Source organism: Pseudomonas sp. VA159-2, assembly GCF_024126635.1.
In the GTDB taxonomy this organism is placed as follows: Bacteria; Pseudomonadota; Gammaproteobacteria; order Pseudomonadales; family Pseudomonadaceae; genus Aquipseudomonas; species Aquipseudomonas muyukensis.
The window spans coordinates 14269-31183 of sequence record NZ_JAMYBV010000002.1 but is presented as its reverse complement, the minus strand read 5'-3'; the positions used below and the strand labels follow the sequence as shown (position 1 = coordinate 31183).

Below are 16915 nucleotides of genomic sequence, written 5' to 3'. Positions count from 1 at the left end.
CGTTTACTCCTTGATGACGTCCGCGCCTTTGGGGATGTCGAAGGTGAATCGACTGGCCGGCACTGGCTGGTTGGCCTTGACGCCATTGAACAGAATGTTGGTGCGTTGGCCGACGCTGTCGACCAATTGCATGTCGTTGATCAAGCCCTTGCGGAACGACACGCGCAGCGAGTCGAACAGGGTGTCCTTGGTCTTGGGCTTCAAGGTGAAGTCCATCACTTCGCCCTGCTCCTTGGAGGTGATGTCGAAGCTCTGGCTGATCTTCGACACGTCACCGGACAGCAGCAACGCCGGGGTCTGGTTCAGACGCTGGTCGAGCTTCTTGATGGTCGCTTGTTCCAGGTCCGGGTCCCACAGGGTGACGTTCTTGCCGTCGGACACCACCACTTGCTCCTGGGGCGCGTCGGTGTGCCAGTAGAACAGGCCCGGACGCTTGACGGTCATCTTGCCATTGGCCTCCTGCAGGCTGGTGCCGCTGGCATCCAGGGTCAACTGGGAGAAGTTGGCTTCGATGGTCTGCGACTTCTCCAGCAACTGGGTCAGGCGTTGCACGTCCTGTTCGCCGGCCTGGGCCGACAGGCTGGCCGCGGCCAGGGCAGAAACCAACAGCATGCGAATCGCGCGCATGGGAATCCTCATTGAGCATTGAATAGGCCGGGCGCCACCGTTGGCGCCCGGCGAGGTGATCATCAATCGCGCGGGCCGCCGGGGGCAATCACTTCCCGCGAGCCGTTGCTGTTCATCGGCGTGACCACGCCGGCCATCTCCATCGCCTCGATCATCCGCGCGGCGCGGTTGTAGCCGATCTTGAGCTTGCGCTGCACCGCCGAGATCGACGCCCGGCGGCTTTCCAGGACGAACTGCACCGCTTCGTCGTACAGGGCATCGCTTTCCGAATCTTCGCCATCGCCGCCACCGCCGCCGCCATCGAAGCCGCTGCCGGCCTCCTCGACGCCGTTGAGGATGTCGTCGTTGTAGTCCGGTGCGCCACGCAGCTTCCACGCCTCCACGGTACGGTGCACCTCGTCGTCGGAAACGAACGCGCCGTGCACGCGAATCGGCAGGCTGGTGCCCGGTGGCATGTACAGCATGTCACCGTGGCCCAGCAGCTGTTCGGCGCCGCCCTGGTCGATGATGGTCCGCGAGTCGATCTTGCTCGACACCTGGAACGCCATGCGGGTCGGGATGTTGGCCTTGATCAGGCCGGTGATCACGTCCACCGACGGGCGCTGGGTGGCAAGGATCAGGTGGATACCGGCGGCACGGGCCTTCTGCGCGATACGGGCGATCAGTTCTTCGACCTTCTTGCCGACGATCATCATCATGTCGGCGAATTCGTCGACCACCACCACGATGGTCGGCAGGGTCTTGAGCGCCGGTGGCTCGTCGTCCATGCTCTCGCGGCGATACAGCGGGTCGTGGATGACCTCGCCGGCTTCCTGGGCATCCTTGATCTTGCGGTTGAAGCCCGCCAGGTTGCGCACGCCCATGGCCGCCATCAGCTTGTAGCGGCGCTCCATCTCGGCGACGCTCCAGCGCAGGGCGTTGGCGGCGTCCTTCATGTCGGTGACCACCGGGCACAGCAGGTGCGGAATGCCTTCGTAGATCGACAGCTCGAGCATTTTCGGGTCGATCATGATCAGCCGCGCGTCTTCCGGGCCCGACTTGAACAGGATCGACAGGATCATCGCGTTCACGCCCACCGACTTACCGGAACCGGTGGTACCGGCCACCAGCAGGTGCGGCATCTTCGCCAGGTCGGTAATCACTGGCTTGCCGCCGATGTCGTGCCCCAGGGCCAGGGTCACCGGCGACTTGTTCTCGTCGAACTGCGGCGACGACAGCACTTCGGAGAAGCGCACCATCTGGCGGTTCTCGTTGGGGATTTCGATGCCCACGGTGGTCTTGCCGGGGATTACCTCGACCACTCGCACGCTGGTCACGGCCAGCGAACGCGCCAGGTCCTTGGCCAGGTTGGCGATGCGGCTGACCTTGACCCCGGCCGCCGGCTGGATTTCGTAGCGGGTGATGACCGGGCCCGGGTGGATCGAGTCGACCGAGACTTCGACGCCGAATTCCTTGAGCTTGATTTCCAGCAGATGGCCAACCGCGGCCAGGGATTCTGGCGAGTACTCGACCTTTTTCTGCTCGGCCGGGTCGAGGATGGAGATCGACGGCAGGGTGCCTTCGACGGCGCTGTCGACGAACAGCGGCGCTTGCTTCTCCTTCATGACCCGCTTGCTTGGCTCGGGGGCCTTGACCGGCGGCGTCGGGATGTTGATCACCGGGGCCGGCTGCTGTTCGCGCTGGGCAATGTGCTTGGTCAGCGCCTCGTCGCGCTCGATGATGCGCTCGCGGGCCTTGACCTGCTCGCGCTTGTCCGCAACCACCGGGGCGACCACCTCGTCGACCTGGTCGTCCACTTCGCGCAGTTGCGCCACCAGGCGCTTGCGCTCGTTGCGCGCCTCCCACCAGCGATTGGCGGCGCTCTGCACCAGCTCGAACAGATCCAGGGTGATCTTGCCGGTGACATCCATCACCTTGAACCAGGACAGGTCGGTGAACACGGTCAGGCCGAACAGGAACAGGGCGATGAACATCAGCGTGCTGCCCTGCACGTTCAGCAGGTTGCGCGCCAGGTCGCCCAGGCTCTCGCCCAGGGCGCCCCCGGCGGAGAACGGCAGGCTCGCCGACGGATGGAAGTGGATATGCGCCAGCGCCGCGCCCGACAGCACCAGGAACACCAGGCCGATCAGGCGCCAGGAGAACAGCCAGCCGCTCCACTGCCAGGGCTGGTGGCGCTCGCGGAAGATCTGCCAGGTCTTGATCGCCAGCAGCAGCGGGAAGATATAGGCGAAGTAGCCAAGGACCATGAACAGGATGTCGGCGAAGTAGGCGCCGGCGCGGCCAGCGGCGTTCTGCACCTGGTCGGCGTTGCTGGTGTGGCTGAAGCCCGGGTCGGACGTGTCGTAGGTCAGCAGGGCCATCCACAGGTACAGGCACAGGGCACCCACGGCGATCAGCGCACCTTCCTTGAGTCGGTAGTGCAGCTGCTGCCGCCACAGGGGCACGGGCAAGGGAGCTGGAGTTGCGGTGGATTTCTTCAAAACGCGTCTATTCCTGCGCGTGCTGCGCGTCCAATAGTGATCGGCCGGTCGCTGGCCAATGAACCACTACTTTTAACATTACTGCCCGCCAGCCGCCATGACGGTACGTCATGCGGGGCTCAAGTGGGGGCTGATTTCACATGCCTGCAATTTGAGCATGCATTTTCTTTTGTGACAAAGGCTTATGCTGTGTTTTTGCACAGGTATGACAGCAATTGTGCCAGATGGTGCCGGCGCGAGGATGAAAGCGCTGGGAAATTGACAGGGCGGCCAGGTGCCTTGGCCTTGCTGGTGCCTATAGCTTGTGCGGTTAAACAGGGCGCAGAACCAGCCCTTGCAAGGTCTTGGCGATGGTTTGGAAGATGGCCGGGGCTGCCACGCAGCCCTTTCCGTCCAGTCCCATGCCTCGGCAAGGCCGCCCCTAAAGGACGGCGCGGTCTCTGTAGGAGCGGCCTTGTGTCGCGAAAGGGTCGCAAAGCGACCCCAGCAGGCCCAACGACTCGAAACGGCGGGAGCTCAGAACGCGTAGCGGGTGGTCAGCATGAAATTGCGCGGGTCACCGTAATACCCGCCGTTGTAGAAGCCGAGGTTGTTGAAATACCGCTTGTCGGTGAGGTTGTTGCCATTGAGCGACACCGACAGCTGCTCGTTCACCTGGTAGCGAGCCATGGCATCCAGGGTCAGGTAGCTCGCCTGGGTGTAGCGATCGGTCTGGCCCGGCAACGGGTTGCCGATGTCCTTCCAGATCTTGCTCTGCCAGTTGGCCGCCCCGCCCAGGGTGAGCTTGCTCCAGGCACCCGGCAGGCGATAGCTGCTGGACAGGCGCAACAGGTTCTCCGGCTCGATGGTTGAGATCTTGTCGCCCTCGCCATCGCGGGTGATGCGGTGGGTAAAGCCGCCCTGCACATGCCAGTCGGCCGTCAGCTCGCCGGCCAGCTCCAGCTCGAAGCCGCGGCTCTTGGCGCCCTTGATCGAACGGTAGACGCCGCGGTTGCTGGCCGGGTCGGTGCGCACGAACTCCGCCAGGTTGTCCTGGCGTACCTCGAACACCGCCAGGCTGGCGTTCAGCCGCCCATCGAAGAATTCACCCTTGAGGCCCAACTCATAGGCATCGCCCTCCTCCGGCTCGATCATCTTGCCGCTGGCATCCTGCTGGCTTTCATGGGGCTTGAAGATGCTGGTATAGCTGGCGTACACCGACCAGGTGGGGTCCAGGTCGTAGACCACGCCGGCATAGGGCACCACCACGCCGTTCTCTTCCAGGCTCTGGGTCTTGCGCCGCTGGCCGCTGGCGGTGTCGAACCGGGAACCGTCCAACTGCCAGTTGGACAGCCGGCCACCGATGATCAGCGCCAAATCGTCGGTCGGCTTGAAGCGCCCGGTAAGGTACGCCGCGTCCTCCTGCACGCGGGTATTGACCTTGGCGCTGCGCGCGCCCCACTCAGGCTCGGGGTAATCGCCCCGCCATTGATAGATGTTGGCGCTGCCAAAACGCATCGGCCAGTGGTCCTCGTGAGTGCGCAAGTCACGGTGCGAGATCCCCGCCACCAATTCGTGCTCGCGCCCCAGCATCTGGAAGGGCCCGCTGGCGTACAGGTCGTAGGTGCTCTGGTTGGTCTGGTAGTGATAGCGCCCCAGCCATACGGTGATGCCGTCGCCGGTCAGCGGATCAGGGTAACCATTGGTGGCCGAGCCCAGGCGCATGGGCGAGTCGTTTTCACTGCGCGTGACCGAGGCCTTGAGCGTCCAGTCGTGGGCCAGGCGCTGCTCGAGGGTGACGAACAGGTTGTCCGCGGTGTTGTCCCACTGGCTCCACTTGGCCCCCGGATTGTACGAGCGCGACATGCCAAAGCGGTTGCCATTGCTGTCCAACAGCGGCGTCGAAGGCCCCCACGAGGTGGCCTCGGGGCGGTTGCCCTGGCGGCTCAGGCCGACGCTGAGCAAGGTGTCGTCGCTCAGGTCGAACTCGACGATGCCGTACAGCACTTGCTTCTTGTCCGCCAGGTTGTCCATGAACGAATGGCCATCCTCATGGGCCGCGACCAAACGCCCGCGCACATTGCCGGCGCCGGTCAACGGCCCACCAATGTCGAGCTCGCCACGGTAGGTGTCCCAACTACCGGCGCCCAGCGATACATAACCGGACAACGCCTGGGTCGGTCGCTTGCGCACCAGGTTGACCGTGGCGGCCGGGCTGCCGAAGCCACTGAGCAGCCCGGTGGCCCCCCTGAGCACCTCGACCCGGTCGAAGATGACCATGTCGGTACGGTCGACGCCATTGGAGAAGCGAAAAGCGCTGGGAATGCCGTCGACCTGGAAATTGTCGATCTCGAAGCCACGTACCTTGAAGCTGGTGCGGTTGCTGTCGAGCTTGCTCACCGTGACGCCCGGTGTCTTGCCCAGCACCTTGGCAATGTCGGTCAGGTTCTGGTCGTCCATCTGCTGACGGGTGATCACGCTTACCGACTGCGGTGTCTGGCGCGGCGACAGGCTCATGCGCGTGGCCGTGCGGCTAGCCCCGCTGGTGTAGGAGCCACTGCCCTCGGTGACCTCGCCCAGCGCGGTGGCGGTGACGGCTGTGGCGCCCAGCTCGAACGGCTTGGCCTCATCGGCCCAGGCCAGGCCGGTGCTGGTGGCCAGGCTGCTCGCCAGCATGGCCAGGACCAGCGGATGGCACTGGCGGACGGTGATGGCATTCCCTGCCGCGTGTGTCGTGCTCGAAAGTGGCGGTTGCTGCACGTTGTACGTTCCCTGTTGATCAAGAGTGAAGCTAATCACCGACGGTTTATTGCCGCTTGAGGTCGCGCACTCGTTGGCACGCCCGTTCTGCTGACGGTTGCAGCGCATGCTAGGGTTGTTAAGAGCAATTTACAATCGCTAATGATTCGCAATATTGAATTTATCGCAAAAAACTGTAACACCTCGCCATTCGGCAACCCCGGGATTCATGGCTAGGCTCAAGCCCATGTGATACCGGGCCCCTCTGACGGCGTGCGCCGCCATGTCGGAATCACTGTTGCCATGCAACGTCGACACGCAAGGAGGGGCTCATGACAGCTCTGCAGACATTCCTCTTCACGCCTTTCCTCGGCACCAGCACCTGGTTGTGGCTGGTGTTCATCATCATCGTCGTGGGCTTGCTGGTCCTGGACCTGGGCGTGCTGCACCGCCAGGACCGCGAGATCGAAATGCGCGAGAGCCTGCTGCTGTATGCCGGCTACTTCAGTGTCGGCGTGCTCTTCGGGGCGTGGGTGTGGTTCGAGCTGGGCGCGCAGCCGGCGCTGGAGTTCTACACCGGCTTCCTGGTCGAACAGTCGCTGTCGATGGACAACGTGTTCGTCATGGCGATGATCTTCAGCTTCTTCGCCATCCCTCGCCGCTACCAGCACCGCGTGCTGTTCTGGGGCATTCTCGGGGTGGTGGTGCTGCGGGCGATCATGATCGGCGTTGGCGCCGCACTGGTGCAGCACTTTGCCTGGGTGCTGTATCTGTTCGGCGCCTTCCTGCTGTTCACCGGGGTCAAGATGGCGCTGAGCAAGGACGACGGCCATCCGGATCTGGCCAACAACCCGGTGCTGCGTTTCGTGCGCCGGCACATGCGCGTCACCGACCAGCTGCAGGGTCGCCACTTCTTCGTGCGCCTGGCCCCACCCGGTACGGGCCAGGCTGTCCGTTACGCCACGCCGCTGTTCCTGGCGCTGGTGCTGATCGAGTTGGCCGACCTGGTGTTCGCCGTCGACAGCGTGCCGGCGATTTTCGCCATCACCCAGGACCCGTTCATCGTCTACACCTCGAACATCTTCGCCATCCTTGGCTTGCGCTCGCTGTATTTCGCCCTGGCGGCGCTGATGCACCGGTTCGTCTACCTCAAGTACGCGCTGGCCATGGTGTTGATCTTCATCGGCTGCAAGATCTTCTGGCACGGGCTGGTGGGCAAGGTGCCGGCGGGGGTGTCACTGGGGGTGACGTTCGGCCTGTTGCTGGGTGGGGTGTTGCTGTCGTTGTTGCGCACCCGCGACAAGAAGGCGGAGCACATCGATGCCGATCAAGCCTAGCCGGCTATTGCGGCCAGCTGGATTACTGGCAGCGGCGTTGCCGGTGTTCGCCGGCAAGTCGGCGCCTGTGCCAGAACCTAGGCGCGAGCCCGCTGCATCCAGGCCGCCCCCAGCCCGCTCAGGCAGATGATGGCAATCCCAGCCAGGCTTATCTTGTCCGGTGCCTGGCCGAACACCAGCAGGCCCAGCAACCCGGCAAACACGATCTGGCAGTAGCTGAAAGGTGCCAGCAGCGCCGGCGCGGCATGCCGAAATGCCTGGGTCAGCAGCAGGTGCGCGGTCATCCCGCAGCCCCCCAGCGCCAGCATGAACGGCACATGGGCCCATTGCGGGGCCTGCCAGAAGAACGGCACCAGCGCCGTCATGACCAAGGTGTTGCATAACCCCGCATAGAAATTACTGGTGGTCGGCGTGTCATAGGCCGCCAGTTTGCGCGTGAGCAACTGGTAGAAGCAGAACACCAGTGCCGAACTGAAGGGGAACAGGATCGCCGGGGTGAACATCGCACCGCCCGGGTGCACCACCACCAGCACGCCGATGAAGCCTGTCACCACCGCCAGCCACTGCCCCGTGGTTACCCGTTCCTTGAGCAGCGGCACCGACAGCGCGGTGACCAGTACCGGCGTCAGAAAGTTGACCGCGGTCGCCTCGGCCAGCGGCAGGTACTGCAGGCCGGCGGTGAACAGCAAGCTGGTGCCGAGCAGGCTCAAGGCGCGCAAGGTCTGCAGCAACGGTCGGCGGGTCCGGAGCACGGCAAGGCCTGCCTTGGGCAGGAAGATCCCGGCCATCAACAGGGTATGCACCAGGTAGCGCGCCCAGACCACCATGATGATCGGATAGATGCCGCCCAGGAACTTGGACAGCCCGTCATGGCTGGCAAACAGGAACGTCGCCACCACCACCAGGGCGATGCCGCGCAGCGGTTGATTGATGCCGGACAGCGGCGTGCTGGAACTCATGGGCCCCTCGGGCAAGCGCCCAGGCCAGACGCCTGGGCATGGGCGGATTCTAGAAGAGATGCATCACGCTGAACATTGCCGGCCCGGCTTTTTTGTTCCAAACGGTACATTTTCTGCCCCTTGCTGGCGAACCTGGCCGCAGCGGCACGCCCCTACAAAACCGTGGCGATCTGCTTGAGGCGTTCGCTCGCCGGTGCCGGGCGCCCGTACAGGTAGCCCTGGAAGTGCGAGCAACCCTCGGCCAGCAAGCGCTCCATCTGCTCCGCCGACTCCACCCCTTCGGCCGTGGTCTTGATCATCAGGCTGTTGGACAGCTCGGTGATCGCGCGGACGATCGACATCGCTTCGCGGCTTTCGCACATATCGTGGACGAACGACTTGTCGATCTTGATCCGATCGAAGGGGAACGAGCGCAGGTAGCCGAGCGAGGAATAACCGGTGCCGAAATCGTCGAGCGAGATCGACACGCCCAGATCCTTCAGCGCACGCAGCGTGGCCACGTTTTCCTCGCTGTTGCCCAGCAGTACCGACTCGGTGATCTCCAGCTCCAGGCGGCTGGCTGGCAGGCCTGAATCGGCCAGGGCCAACGCCACGCCGTGGACCAGGTTGGCGTTCTTGAACTGCACCGGCGACAGGTTGACCGACACGGTCTGGGTCGTGCCCCAGCTGGCCGCCTCCTGGCAGGCCAGGTTCAGCGCGCGGGCGCCGATCTCGTGGATCAGCCCGGTTTCCTCGGCAATGGGGATGAAGTCCAGCGGCATGATCATCCCCCGCGTCGGGTGCTCCCAGCGCAACAACGCCTCATAGCCGGTCACGCTGTGACTCTGCTGATCCACCACCGGCTGGTAGTGCAGTTGCAACTGCCCCAGATGCAAGGCCGTGCGCAAGTCGGTCTCGACCAGGCGGCGCTGGCGGGCGGCGACATCGAGCTCGACATGGAAGCATTCGTAACGGTTGCGACCATTGCGCTTGGCCTCGTACAGCGCCATGTCGGCATAGCCGAGCAATTGCTCGGCCTGGTCATGATCGAGGGGGGCGATGGCAACCCCGATGCTCACCCCGACGCTGAACTGGTGCCCTTCGATATGGAACGGCGGGCAGATCGCCTCGATCAGGCGCTGTGCGGTGTTGCGCGCGGCATCGCCGCTCTCCAGCCCCGCCAGCACCACGGCGAACTCATCGCCACCCAGCCGCGCCAAGGTGTCGTGCTCACGCAGCTCACGGCGCAGGCGCTTGCCCAGGGTGCGCAGCAGCTTGTCGCCGAAGGCGTGGCCAAGGGTGTCGTTGATGTTCTTGAAGTTGTCCAGGTCCAGGCACAGGGTAGCGGTCAGGGTGCCGCTGTGCTCGCCACGCAGCAGCGCCTGCTTGAGCCGCTCGTTGAACAGGGTACGGTTGGGCAGGCCGGTCAGGGCGTCGTGGTGGGCCATGTGGTGGATCTGCGCATGGGCCGCCAGCTCCTCGGTGGCATCCTCGGCAACGAACAGCACGTAGTCGCCCTGCCCCTCGCGGTTCTGGCAGCGCATGGCGCGGCTGCGCAGGGTGCGCGGGCCGCAAGCGCTATCGACCCGGGTTTCGGCCTGGCAGCCCTTGGCGCTGCGCGCGCCCCGCGCCAGTTGCTGTTCCAGGTAGTGGGCCGCGGCCAGGCACTGGGCCGGTAGCTGGCCGACCATGCTCGCGCCCTGGCCGCCGAACAGGCGTTCGGCCTGCTGGTTGGCCAGCAGGATCTGCTGGCTTTGCAGGTCCTGGACGATGACGCTGGCAGGGATGTTGGCGATCACCGAATCGAGGAACTGCGACAAGGTGGTCATTTCCTGGCTGTACTGTTCGGCGAGTTCCTTGGCCTTGAGCAGCTCCAGTTCATGCTGCCGACGCTCGGAAATATCGCGGGTGATCTTGGCGAAGCCGATCAACTGGCCGCTGCCCTCTTCCGTGATCGGCTCGATCACCACGCTGGTCCAGAAGTGCGAACCGTCCTTGCGCTGGCGCAAGCCCTCGGCCTGGAAGCGCCCCTCGACCCGCGCCGTGGCCAGGCTCAGCGCAGGCAGCCCGGCGTCACGGTCCTGGGCGGTGTAGAACACCGAGAAATGCTGGCCGACGATCTCCTCGGCGCTGTAGCCCTTGGCCCGCTGCGCGCCGGGGTTCCAGTTGGCGACGATGCCATCCGGGGTGAGCAGGTAGATGGCATAGTCCGCCACGCTCTGGATCAACAGCCGGTACATCATGTCGGAACTGGGGGCGAGCGGCATGGGCTTTACCTGACCTGCGGGTGCACAAGATGCTGGCATTATGCCGCGCGACAGGCAGGTTTTGTGAAGTCCGTCACATTATCTACTGCCAAGCACGTCAATGCAGGCGCTGGGTCACCCAATAGCTGCGCAACTGCGGCTCATCATCCAGGGCGATTTCCCGCACCGGACGCGACAGGTCTGCCACCACTGCCTGGCAGAACGCCAAGGCCGGCGCATCGTCGCCATGGCAACGCAGCAGCCAGTCGTGCGGGCCTTCGCTGAGGAACTGCCGTGCCACCGCCTGTCCCACACCCAGGCGCCGGTATTTCTTCAGCACGAACAAATCGGCCAGCTCCAGGGCATCGATCCCCGGCAGCTCGCTGCGCTCGACCAGGACGAAGCCGGCAATGAAACCATCGACCAGGATCAGGCTGGCGCTCCAGTCGGCTGACTGCCAATAGCGCTGGAAATGGGGCTCGTGAATATAGAAGCGGCCGTCCGCCTCGATGTCCTCCTGCTCCCAGTCGGAGGACTCGTAGGCGTAGAACTGGTAGAGGTTGCGCACCAGGTCGGCGTGTTCGGGGCCGGTCTGGAGCAGTTCGATGGGCACGGCCATGGATGACGCTCGGCGAAGGAAGGAATCGCGATTGTACCGGGTATCGGCAAGCCGGCGGCTATGGAAGCAACGCGGCCACCGCGTCTATTTCCACCAGCATGCCGTCGAGGGCCAGGCGTGGCACCGGGATCAAGGTGCAGGTAGGGGCCATCCGCCCGCCCCAGGCCCGCTCGGCCTCGGTCACCCACTGGCGCAGGCGGGCCTCGGAGTGGTCGACCACCAGCAAGGTCAACTTGCAGACGTGCTGCAACGTCGCGCCCCGCGACGCCAGGGCGATCTTCAGGTTGTCCAATGCCTGGCGCGCCTGCTCGTCGAAACGGCTCGACAGCCGTCCTTGCAGGTCTTCGCCACCCTGGCCGGCGACATACAGCAAGCGGCTGCCGGCCTGGACCTCGGCGACATGGGAATAGGCGTTGGCGCCAGGGTCGTACAACCCATCGGGGTTGGACAGCACAAAGGCACTGGGCAGGTTCATGGCATCGCTCCATCAAGGTAGGAGCGAGCGAGTATCAGACCTTGGCTTAACTCGAGGTCAAGCGCGATCATTTCTCCTCCAGCACGGCCCGCCCCTTGACCGCGCGCGGCCCGCGCCAGGCCCAGAACAGCAGGCCGGGGAACGGTGCGTAGACGACGAACACTACCCACAGCATCTTGCGCTCGGCGCGCCGGTCGCTGCCGATGATGTGCCAGATGGCCCAGATCTCCAGGAGGATGACCAGCAGCGCGACGACGAACCAGATCGTTCCGATTTCCATGAGCTTCTCCTGTTGGCATGTACCACCTTGGGCTGCCCGCGCTGTCCAAGGTTCAGTCGGATCTTGTGCCGCCCCAGCCACCTTGGCAAAGTGGGCGAGCGCTCTGCCCCGCCTGCCGGAGACCCTGCATGCCCTTTGACCCGACCCTGCTCGCCCAGGCCCGCCATGTGCTGGTGTTCACCGGCGCCGGCGTGTCTGCGGAAAGTGGCATCGCCACCTTTCGCGACAAACTCAGCGGCTTGTGGGAACGCTTCGACCCGGCGCAACTGGCCAGCGCCGACGGTTTTCGCGCCGACCCGGCGCTGGTCTGGGGCTGGTATGAAATGCGCCGTGCCGGCATCGCCGAGGCCCGGCCCAACGCGGCGCACCTGGCCATTGCCGAACTGGCGACACGGGTGCCGCGACTGACCCTGGTTACCCAGAACGTCGATGACCTGCATGAGCGCGCCGGCAGCCGCGACGTGCTGCACCTGCACGGGCGCCTGGATGCCTTTCGCTGCTTCGATTGTGCCAAACCGGTGCGCGACATGCCGGCGCTGGCTAGGCACGCAGGCGAAGGCCGGCGCATCGAGCCCCCCCGCTGCGCCTACTGCGCCGGTCCTTTGCGCCCCGGCGTGGTGTGGTTCGGCGAATCGCTGCCGGCGCACACGCTGGAACGCGCCTTCGCCGCCGCCGAGCGTTGCGACCTGGTGCTGTCGGTGGGCACCTCCGGCCTGGTGCAACCGGCGGCGTCGATCCCACGCCTGGCGCTGGCGGCCGGCGCGACCGTGGTGCATGTCAATCCGCAGCCGGTGCTGGCCGGCCATCCCAGGGAATTCGCCCTTGCCGGAAACGCGGGCGAGGTGTTGCCGGCATTGCTCCAGGCGGCATGGGCCCGCTAGGCGTCAGCTCGCTGGCCAAGCTAGCTCCGCAGGGCCTGGCGCCGGCTCCTGGCGAAAACGTTCCAGCGCTGCGCCCAGCGCCTGCGCGTCACTGAACGACTGCTGCGCCACCAGCTTGCCGTGGTCCAGGGTCAGCCACAGCACCTTGCCCGCGTCCCCTGCGTAGCGGCTCGCCACCCTGCCCTGGCGATCGAGCATCACCCGGTAGGAATAGTCACGCATCGCCGGCACCGCGAACAGTTTGCTGATCAACCCCGGCATACGCTGAATGTCGGCGACGAACACCGCCTGACGGGCTTCCAGGTAGCCCTTAGGGCGCTCGGCCAGGGCCGCCTTGACCAAACGCGCGGCGTCCATGTCACGGGCCACCAGCAGCACGCGGGTGTCCGGGCCCAGGCTGTAGGGCTGGTCGTACTGGTCAAGCAAGGTCCAGGGCGCCAGGGCATCGCCCGGCTCAAGGGCTTGGGCCAGCAGCGGCATCAGGCTGAACAACAGGGCGACGGCGTATTTCATGAGGATCAGGATCCCGGTAACGGCACAGGACCGCCAGCATAGCTCAAAGCGCCGCCTGCCCTGTTGTCTTTCCCTCCGAGCCGACGCACACTCAGCCGCGCCAGCCCGCCAGTGGAGTCCGCAGTGCCCACGCCACGCCAGTTCAGCAAGAAGACCAGCACCAGCAACATGCTGCGGCTCAAGCCCGCCGAGGCCGGCGCGCAGCGTCCCTACCGGGTCGACTTCGTCCTGCTCGAACACTTCTCCATGGCCAGTTTCACGGTGGCCATGGACGTGCTGGTCACCGCCAACCTGCTGCGCGCCGACAGCTTCGCCTACACCCCGCTGTCACTGGACGGCGACCGGGTGCTCAGCGACCTGGGCCTGGAGCTGATCGCCACGCCGCTGGTCCCTAGCTCACTGGCAGAACTCGACCTGCTGGTAATTTGCGGTGGCCTGCGCACCCCGTTGAAATACCCCGGCCTCGACCGCCTGCTGGCCGACTGCGCCGCCCAGGGCATGACCCTCGGCGGGCTGTGGAACGGCGCCTGGTTCCTCGGCCGCGCCGGGGCCCTGGACGACTACGGCTGCAGCGTGCACCCCGAGCAACGCGCCAGCCTTGGCGAAATCAGCCCGCAGGCGCGTATCACCCCGGCCAGCTTCACCCTCGACCGCGACCGCCTCACCGCCGCCAGCCCCAACGGCGCCATGGAGCTGATGCTCGGCCTGGTGCGCCGCCTGCATGGCGACGCCCTGGCCGAGGGCGTGGAGGAAATCCTCTCGTTCTCCGGCGCACGCTACCGCCAGGTCGGCCCCGGGGCGAAGAAGTCCATGAGCCTGCACCTGCGCACCATCGTCGAGCTGATGGAGAACAACCTCGAGGAAACCCTCAGCCTCGACCAGCTGGCCGCCTACTCGGGGCGCTCCCGGCGGCAGATCGACCGGCTGTTCCAGGCCCAGCTCGGCACCTCGCCGCGGCGCTACTACATGGAGCTGCGCATCACCAAGAGCCGGCGCCTGCTGCAGTATTCGGACCTGTCGGTGATGGAGGTGGCGGTGGCCTGCGGCTTCGTCTCGGTGTCGCACTTCAGCAAGTGCTACGCGGCGTATTTCGGCTACCCGCCGTCACGCGAGCAGCGCCTGGGCGAGTGAGCCCTGCGCCTGCGTCATTGCGCCACATTGCGCCTACGTCTTTGGTCTTATAAATGCGCTGATACCACTTCGCCTTGCTGATTAGCCCAAAGGGTTTGATATACTGCGCCGCGACCGTAGGGTCATCGGGGCGAACCCTTGGAAAATGCGGCTCGCCCTTGGCCAAGCATGGCCACGAAGCCTGGATTGTTACCGCAGCCCAGCACTTGACGCTCGACTGATGCATCCACCATCACCGCTCGCAGCCTCTCGACTTTCCGCTCATGGCGTCGCCAGGGCGAAGCGCCTACCCTGCGCACCTCGAGACTCGAGTACGCTCAGCACATAGAGAGTTAACCCGCATGCCCACCCGTTCCAAGATCATCTACACCTTCACCGACGAAGCCCCCGCCCTCGCCACCTACTCGCTGCTGCCGATCGTCGAAGCCTTCACCGCTTGCGCCGACATCGCCGTCGAAACCCGCGATATCTCCCTGGCCGGTCGTATCCTCGCGGCCTTCCCGGAGCAACTGGGCAACGAGAAGCAGGTAGCCGATCACCTGGCGGAACTGGGCCAGCTGGCCACCACCCCTGAAGCCAACATCATCAAGCTGCCGAACATTTCCGCGTCGGTCCCACAGCTGAAGGCGGCGATCAAGGAACTGCAGGCCAAGGGCTACAACATCCCCGACTACGCCGACGAGCCAGCCAGCGACGCAGAGAAAGAATCCCGCGCCCGCTACGACCGCATCAAGGGCTCGGCGGTAAACCCCGTGCTGCGCGAAGGCAACTCCGACCGCCGCGCGCCGCTGTCGGTCAAGAACTACGCCCGCAAGCACCCGCACAAGATGGGCGCCTGGGCCGCCGACTCCAAGTCGCACGTTGCCCACATGACCCAGGGCGACTTCTACGGCAGCGAAAAGGCCGCGCTGATCGAAGCTGACGACAGCCTGCGCATCGAACTGGTCGGCAACGACGGCAGCACCACCGTGCTGAAAGAAAAGACCGCGGTAAAAGCCGCCGAAGTCATCGACTGCGCCACCATGAGCCGCAAGGCCCTGAAAGCCTTCATCGCCGAGCAGATCGCCGATGCCAAGGCCAGCGGCGTGCTGCTGTCGGTGCACCTGAAAGCCACCATGATGAAGGTCTCCGACCCGATCATGTTCGGCGTCATCGTCGAGGAGTTCTACAACGACGTGCTGGCCAAGCACAGCGCTGCCCTGGCCGAAGTGGGCTTCAACGCCAACAACGGCATCGGCGACCTGTACGCCCGCATCAAGGACCTGCCGGCTGAAAAGCAAGCCGAGATCGAAGCCGACATCCAGGCGCTGTACGCCGTGCGTCCGGCCCTGGCCATGGTCAACTCCGACAAGGGCATCACCAACCTGCACGTGCCAAGCGACGTCATCGTCGACGCCTCGATGCCGGCCATGATCCGTGACTCGGGCAAGATGTGGAACAGCGCCGGCGAGCTGCAAGACGCCAAGGCCGTGATCCCGGACCGTTGCTACGCCGGCATCTACCAGGCCACCATCGAAGACTGCAAGGCCAACGGTGCCTTCGACCCGACCACCATGGGCAGCGTGCCGAACGTTGGCCTGATGGCGCAGAAAGCCGAAGAGTACGGCTCCCACGACAAGACCTTCCAGGTCAAGGCCGACGGCGTCGTACGCGTGGTCGACGGCAAGGGCAACGTGGTGCTGGAACAAGCCGTCGAGGCCGGTGACATCTTCCGCATGTGCCAGACCAAGGACGCGCCGATCCAGGACTGGGTCAAGCTGGCCGTCAACCGCGCCCGCCTGAGCAACACCCCGGCGGTGTTCTGGCTGGACCCGGCCCGCGCCCACGACGGCGTGATGATCGAGAAGGTGCAGACCTACCTGAAGGATCACGACACCGCCGGCCTGGACATCCGCATCCTGGCCCCGGTCGATGCCATCAAGTTCTCCCTGGCCCGCATCCGCGAAGGCAAGGACACCATCTCGGTGACCGGCAACGTGCTGCGCGACTACCTGACCGACCTGTTCCCGATCATGGAACTGGGCACCAGCGCCAAGATGCTGTCGATCGTGCCGCTGATGAGCGGCGGTGGCCTGTTCGAGACCGGCGCCGGCGGCTCGGCACCCAAGCACGTGCAGCAGCTGGTGGAAGAGAACTTCCTGCGTTGGGACTCGCTGGGTGAATTCCTGGCCCTGGCCGCTTCCCTGGAGCACCTGGGCAACACCTACGACAACCCGCGCGCCAAGGTCCTGGCCAACACCCTGGACCAGGCCACCGGCAAGTTCCTCGACACCAACAAGTCGCCTTCGCGCAAGGTCGGCGGTATCGACAACCGTGGCAGCCACTTCTACCTGACCCTGTACTGGGCCCAGGCCCTGGCCGCGCAGACCGACGACGCCGCCCTGCAGGCGCGCTTCGCACCGCTGGCCAAGGCCCTGAGCGACAACGAGGCGACCATCGTCGCCGAGCTGGCCGCTGTCCAGGGCAAGCCGGCCGACATCGGTGGCTACTACGCCCCGGATGCCGCGCTGACCGCCAAGGTGATGCGCCCAAGCCAGACCCTGAACAGCGCCATTGCCGCGCTGTAAGGTTCGCTTGAAGTAACCGCACAAACCCCGGCCACGCACCGGGGTTTGTGCTTTCTGCAGCACTGACAAGAGCCTTTGTAGGAGCGGCCTTGTGTCGCGAAAG

At 65.0% G+C, this 16915-nt stretch carries 13 protein-coding genes; 4 read left to right on the top strand and 9 right to left on the bottom strand.

Annotated elements, in window-relative coordinates; all coding sequences use genetic code 11:
- Window positions 1–3: 3 nt before the first annotated feature.
- The 3 genes from lolA to NJG22_RS01970 form a co-directional block, all read right to left on the bottom strand.
- Window positions 4–627 (bottom strand): outer membrane lipoprotein chaperone LolA, encoded by a 624-nt coding sequence (gene lolA / locus NJG22_RS01980; protein WP_253092120.1) that lies wholly within the window; start codon window positions 625–627, stop codon window positions 4–6.
- 62 nt (window positions 628–689) lie between these two features.
- Window positions 690–3107, bottom strand: a complete 2418-nt coding sequence (ftsK, locus tag NJG22_RS01975; protein ID WP_253092118.1) for a DNA translocase FtsK — start codon at window positions 3105–3107, stop codon at window positions 690–692.
- A 516-nt stretch (window positions 3108–3623) separates the two neighbouring features.
- Window positions 3624–5846 carry a TonB-dependent siderophore receptor gene (locus NJG22_RS01970; protein ID WP_253092116.1) on the bottom strand — a complete coding sequence of 741 codons (2223 nt, stop codon included), beginning with the start codon at window positions 5844–5846 and terminating at the stop codon, window positions 3624–3626.
- Window positions 5847–6157: 311 nt separating this feature from the next.
- On the opposite strand from NJG22_RS01970, the gene NJG22_RS01965 reads away from it, so the two are divergent.
- On the top strand, window positions 6158–7162 hold the full coding sequence (locus NJG22_RS01965) for a TerC family protein (RefSeq protein WP_253092114.1): 1005 nt from the start codon (window positions 6158–6160) through the stop codon (window positions 7160–7162).
- A 77-nt stretch (window positions 7163–7239) separates the two neighbouring features.
- Here NJG22_RS01965 and NJG22_RS01960 read toward each other — a convergent pair whose 3' ends face one another.
- From NJG22_RS01960 to NJG22_RS01940, 5 genes are all read right to left on the bottom strand, one after another.
- The gene (locus NJG22_RS01960) at window positions 7240–8121 is read right to left on the bottom strand and encodes a DMT family transporter (RefSeq protein ID WP_253092111.1); all 882 of its coding nucleotides are present in this window, start codon (window positions 8119–8121) and stop codon (window positions 7240–7242) included.
- Window positions 8122–8273: 152 nt separating this feature from the next.
- Window positions 8274–10367 carry an EAL domain-containing protein gene (locus NJG22_RS01955; RefSeq protein WP_253092109.1) on the bottom strand — a complete coding sequence of 698 codons (2094 nt, stop codon included), beginning with the start codon at window positions 10365–10367 and terminating at the stop codon, window positions 8274–8276.
- A 97-nt stretch (window positions 10368–10464) separates the two neighbouring features.
- On the bottom strand, window positions 10465–10965 hold the full coding sequence (locus NJG22_RS01950; protein WP_253092107.1) for a GNAT family N-acetyltransferase: 501 nt from the start codon (window positions 10963–10965) through the stop codon (window positions 10465–10467).
- 58 nt (window positions 10966–11023) lie between these two features.
- Window positions 11024–11440, bottom strand: coding sequence for a RidA family protein (locus NJG22_RS01945; RefSeq protein ID WP_253092106.1), 417 nt, complete (start codon window positions 11438–11440; stop codon window positions 11024–11026).
- A 67-nt stretch (window positions 11441–11507) separates the two neighbouring features.
- On the bottom strand, window positions 11508–11720 hold the full coding sequence (locus NJG22_RS01940; protein ID WP_217847456.1) for a PLDc N-terminal domain-containing protein: 213 nt from the start codon (window positions 11718–11720) through the stop codon (window positions 11508–11510).
- Window positions 11721–11848: 128 nt separating this feature from the next.
- Here NJG22_RS01940 and NJG22_RS01935 point away from each other — a divergent pair, with 128 nt between their 5' ends.
- Complete coding sequence (locus NJG22_RS01935; protein ID WP_253092105.1) at window positions 11849–12601, top strand: NAD-dependent deacylase; 753 nt, start codon at window positions 11849–11851, stop codon at window positions 12599–12601.
- Between the two features lie 3 nt (window positions 12602–12604).
- Here the strand turns inward: NJG22_RS01935 and NJG22_RS01930 are convergent, their stop codons facing one another.
- On the bottom strand, window positions 12605–13114 hold the full coding sequence (locus NJG22_RS01930) for an FAD/FMN-containing dehydrogenase (RefSeq protein ID WP_253092103.1): 510 nt from the start codon (window positions 13112–13114) through the stop codon (window positions 12605–12607).
- Between the two features lie 123 nt (window positions 13115–13237).
- Here NJG22_RS01930 and NJG22_RS01925 point away from each other — a divergent pair, with 123 nt between their 5' ends.
- On the top strand, window positions 13238–14245 hold the full coding sequence (locus NJG22_RS01925; RefSeq protein WP_253092101.1) for a GlxA family transcriptional regulator: 1008 nt from the start codon (window positions 13238–13240) through the stop codon (window positions 14243–14245).
- Window positions 14246–14586: 341 nt separating this feature from the next.
- Window positions 14587–16812: an NADP-dependent isocitrate dehydrogenase gene (locus NJG22_RS01920; RefSeq protein ID WP_253092099.1), complete on the top strand. Its 2226-nt coding sequence runs from the start codon at window positions 14587–14589 to the stop codon at window positions 16810–16812.
- Window positions 16813–16915 lie beyond the last annotated feature (103 nt).

Coding starts and splice junctions, on each gene's coding strand:
- NJG22_RS01950 (WP_253092107.1), bottom strand. CDS start 10,965: ATGGCCGTGCCCATCGAACTGCTCCAGACCGGCCCCGAACACGCCGAC.
- NJG22_RS01960 (WP_253092111.1), bottom strand. CDS start 8,121: ATGAGTTCCAGCACGCCGCTGTCCGGCATCAATCAACCGCTGCGCGGC.
- NJG22_RS01920 (WP_253092099.1), top strand. CDS start 14,587: ATGCCCACCCGTTCCAAGATCATCTACACCTTCACCGACGAAGCCCCC.
- NJG22_RS01935 (WP_253092105.1), top strand. CDS start 11,849: ATGCCCTTTGACCCGACCCTGCTCGCCCAGGCCCGCCATGTGCTGGTG.
- NJG22_RS01930 (WP_253092103.1), bottom strand. CDS start 13,114: ATGAAATACGCCGTCGCCCTGTTGTTCAGCCTGATGCCGCTGCTGGCC.
- NJG22_RS01955 (WP_253092109.1), bottom strand. CDS start 10,367: ATGCCGCTCGCCCCCAGTTCCGACATGATGTACCGGCTGTTGATCCAG.
- NJG22_RS01940 (WP_217847456.1), bottom strand. CDS start 11,720: ATGGAAATCGGAACGATCTGGTTCGTCGTCGCGCTGCTGGTCATCCTC.
- NJG22_RS01965 (WP_253092114.1), top strand. CDS start 6,158: ATGACAGCTCTGCAGACATTCCTCTTCACGCCTTTCCTCGGCACCAGC.
- lolA (WP_253092120.1), bottom strand. CDS start 627: ATGCGCGCGATTCGCATGCTGTTGGTTTCTGCCCTGGCCGCGGCCAGC.
- NJG22_RS01945 (WP_253092106.1), bottom strand. CDS start 11,440: ATGAACCTGCCCAGTGCCTTTGTGCTGTCCAACCCCGATGGGTTGTAC.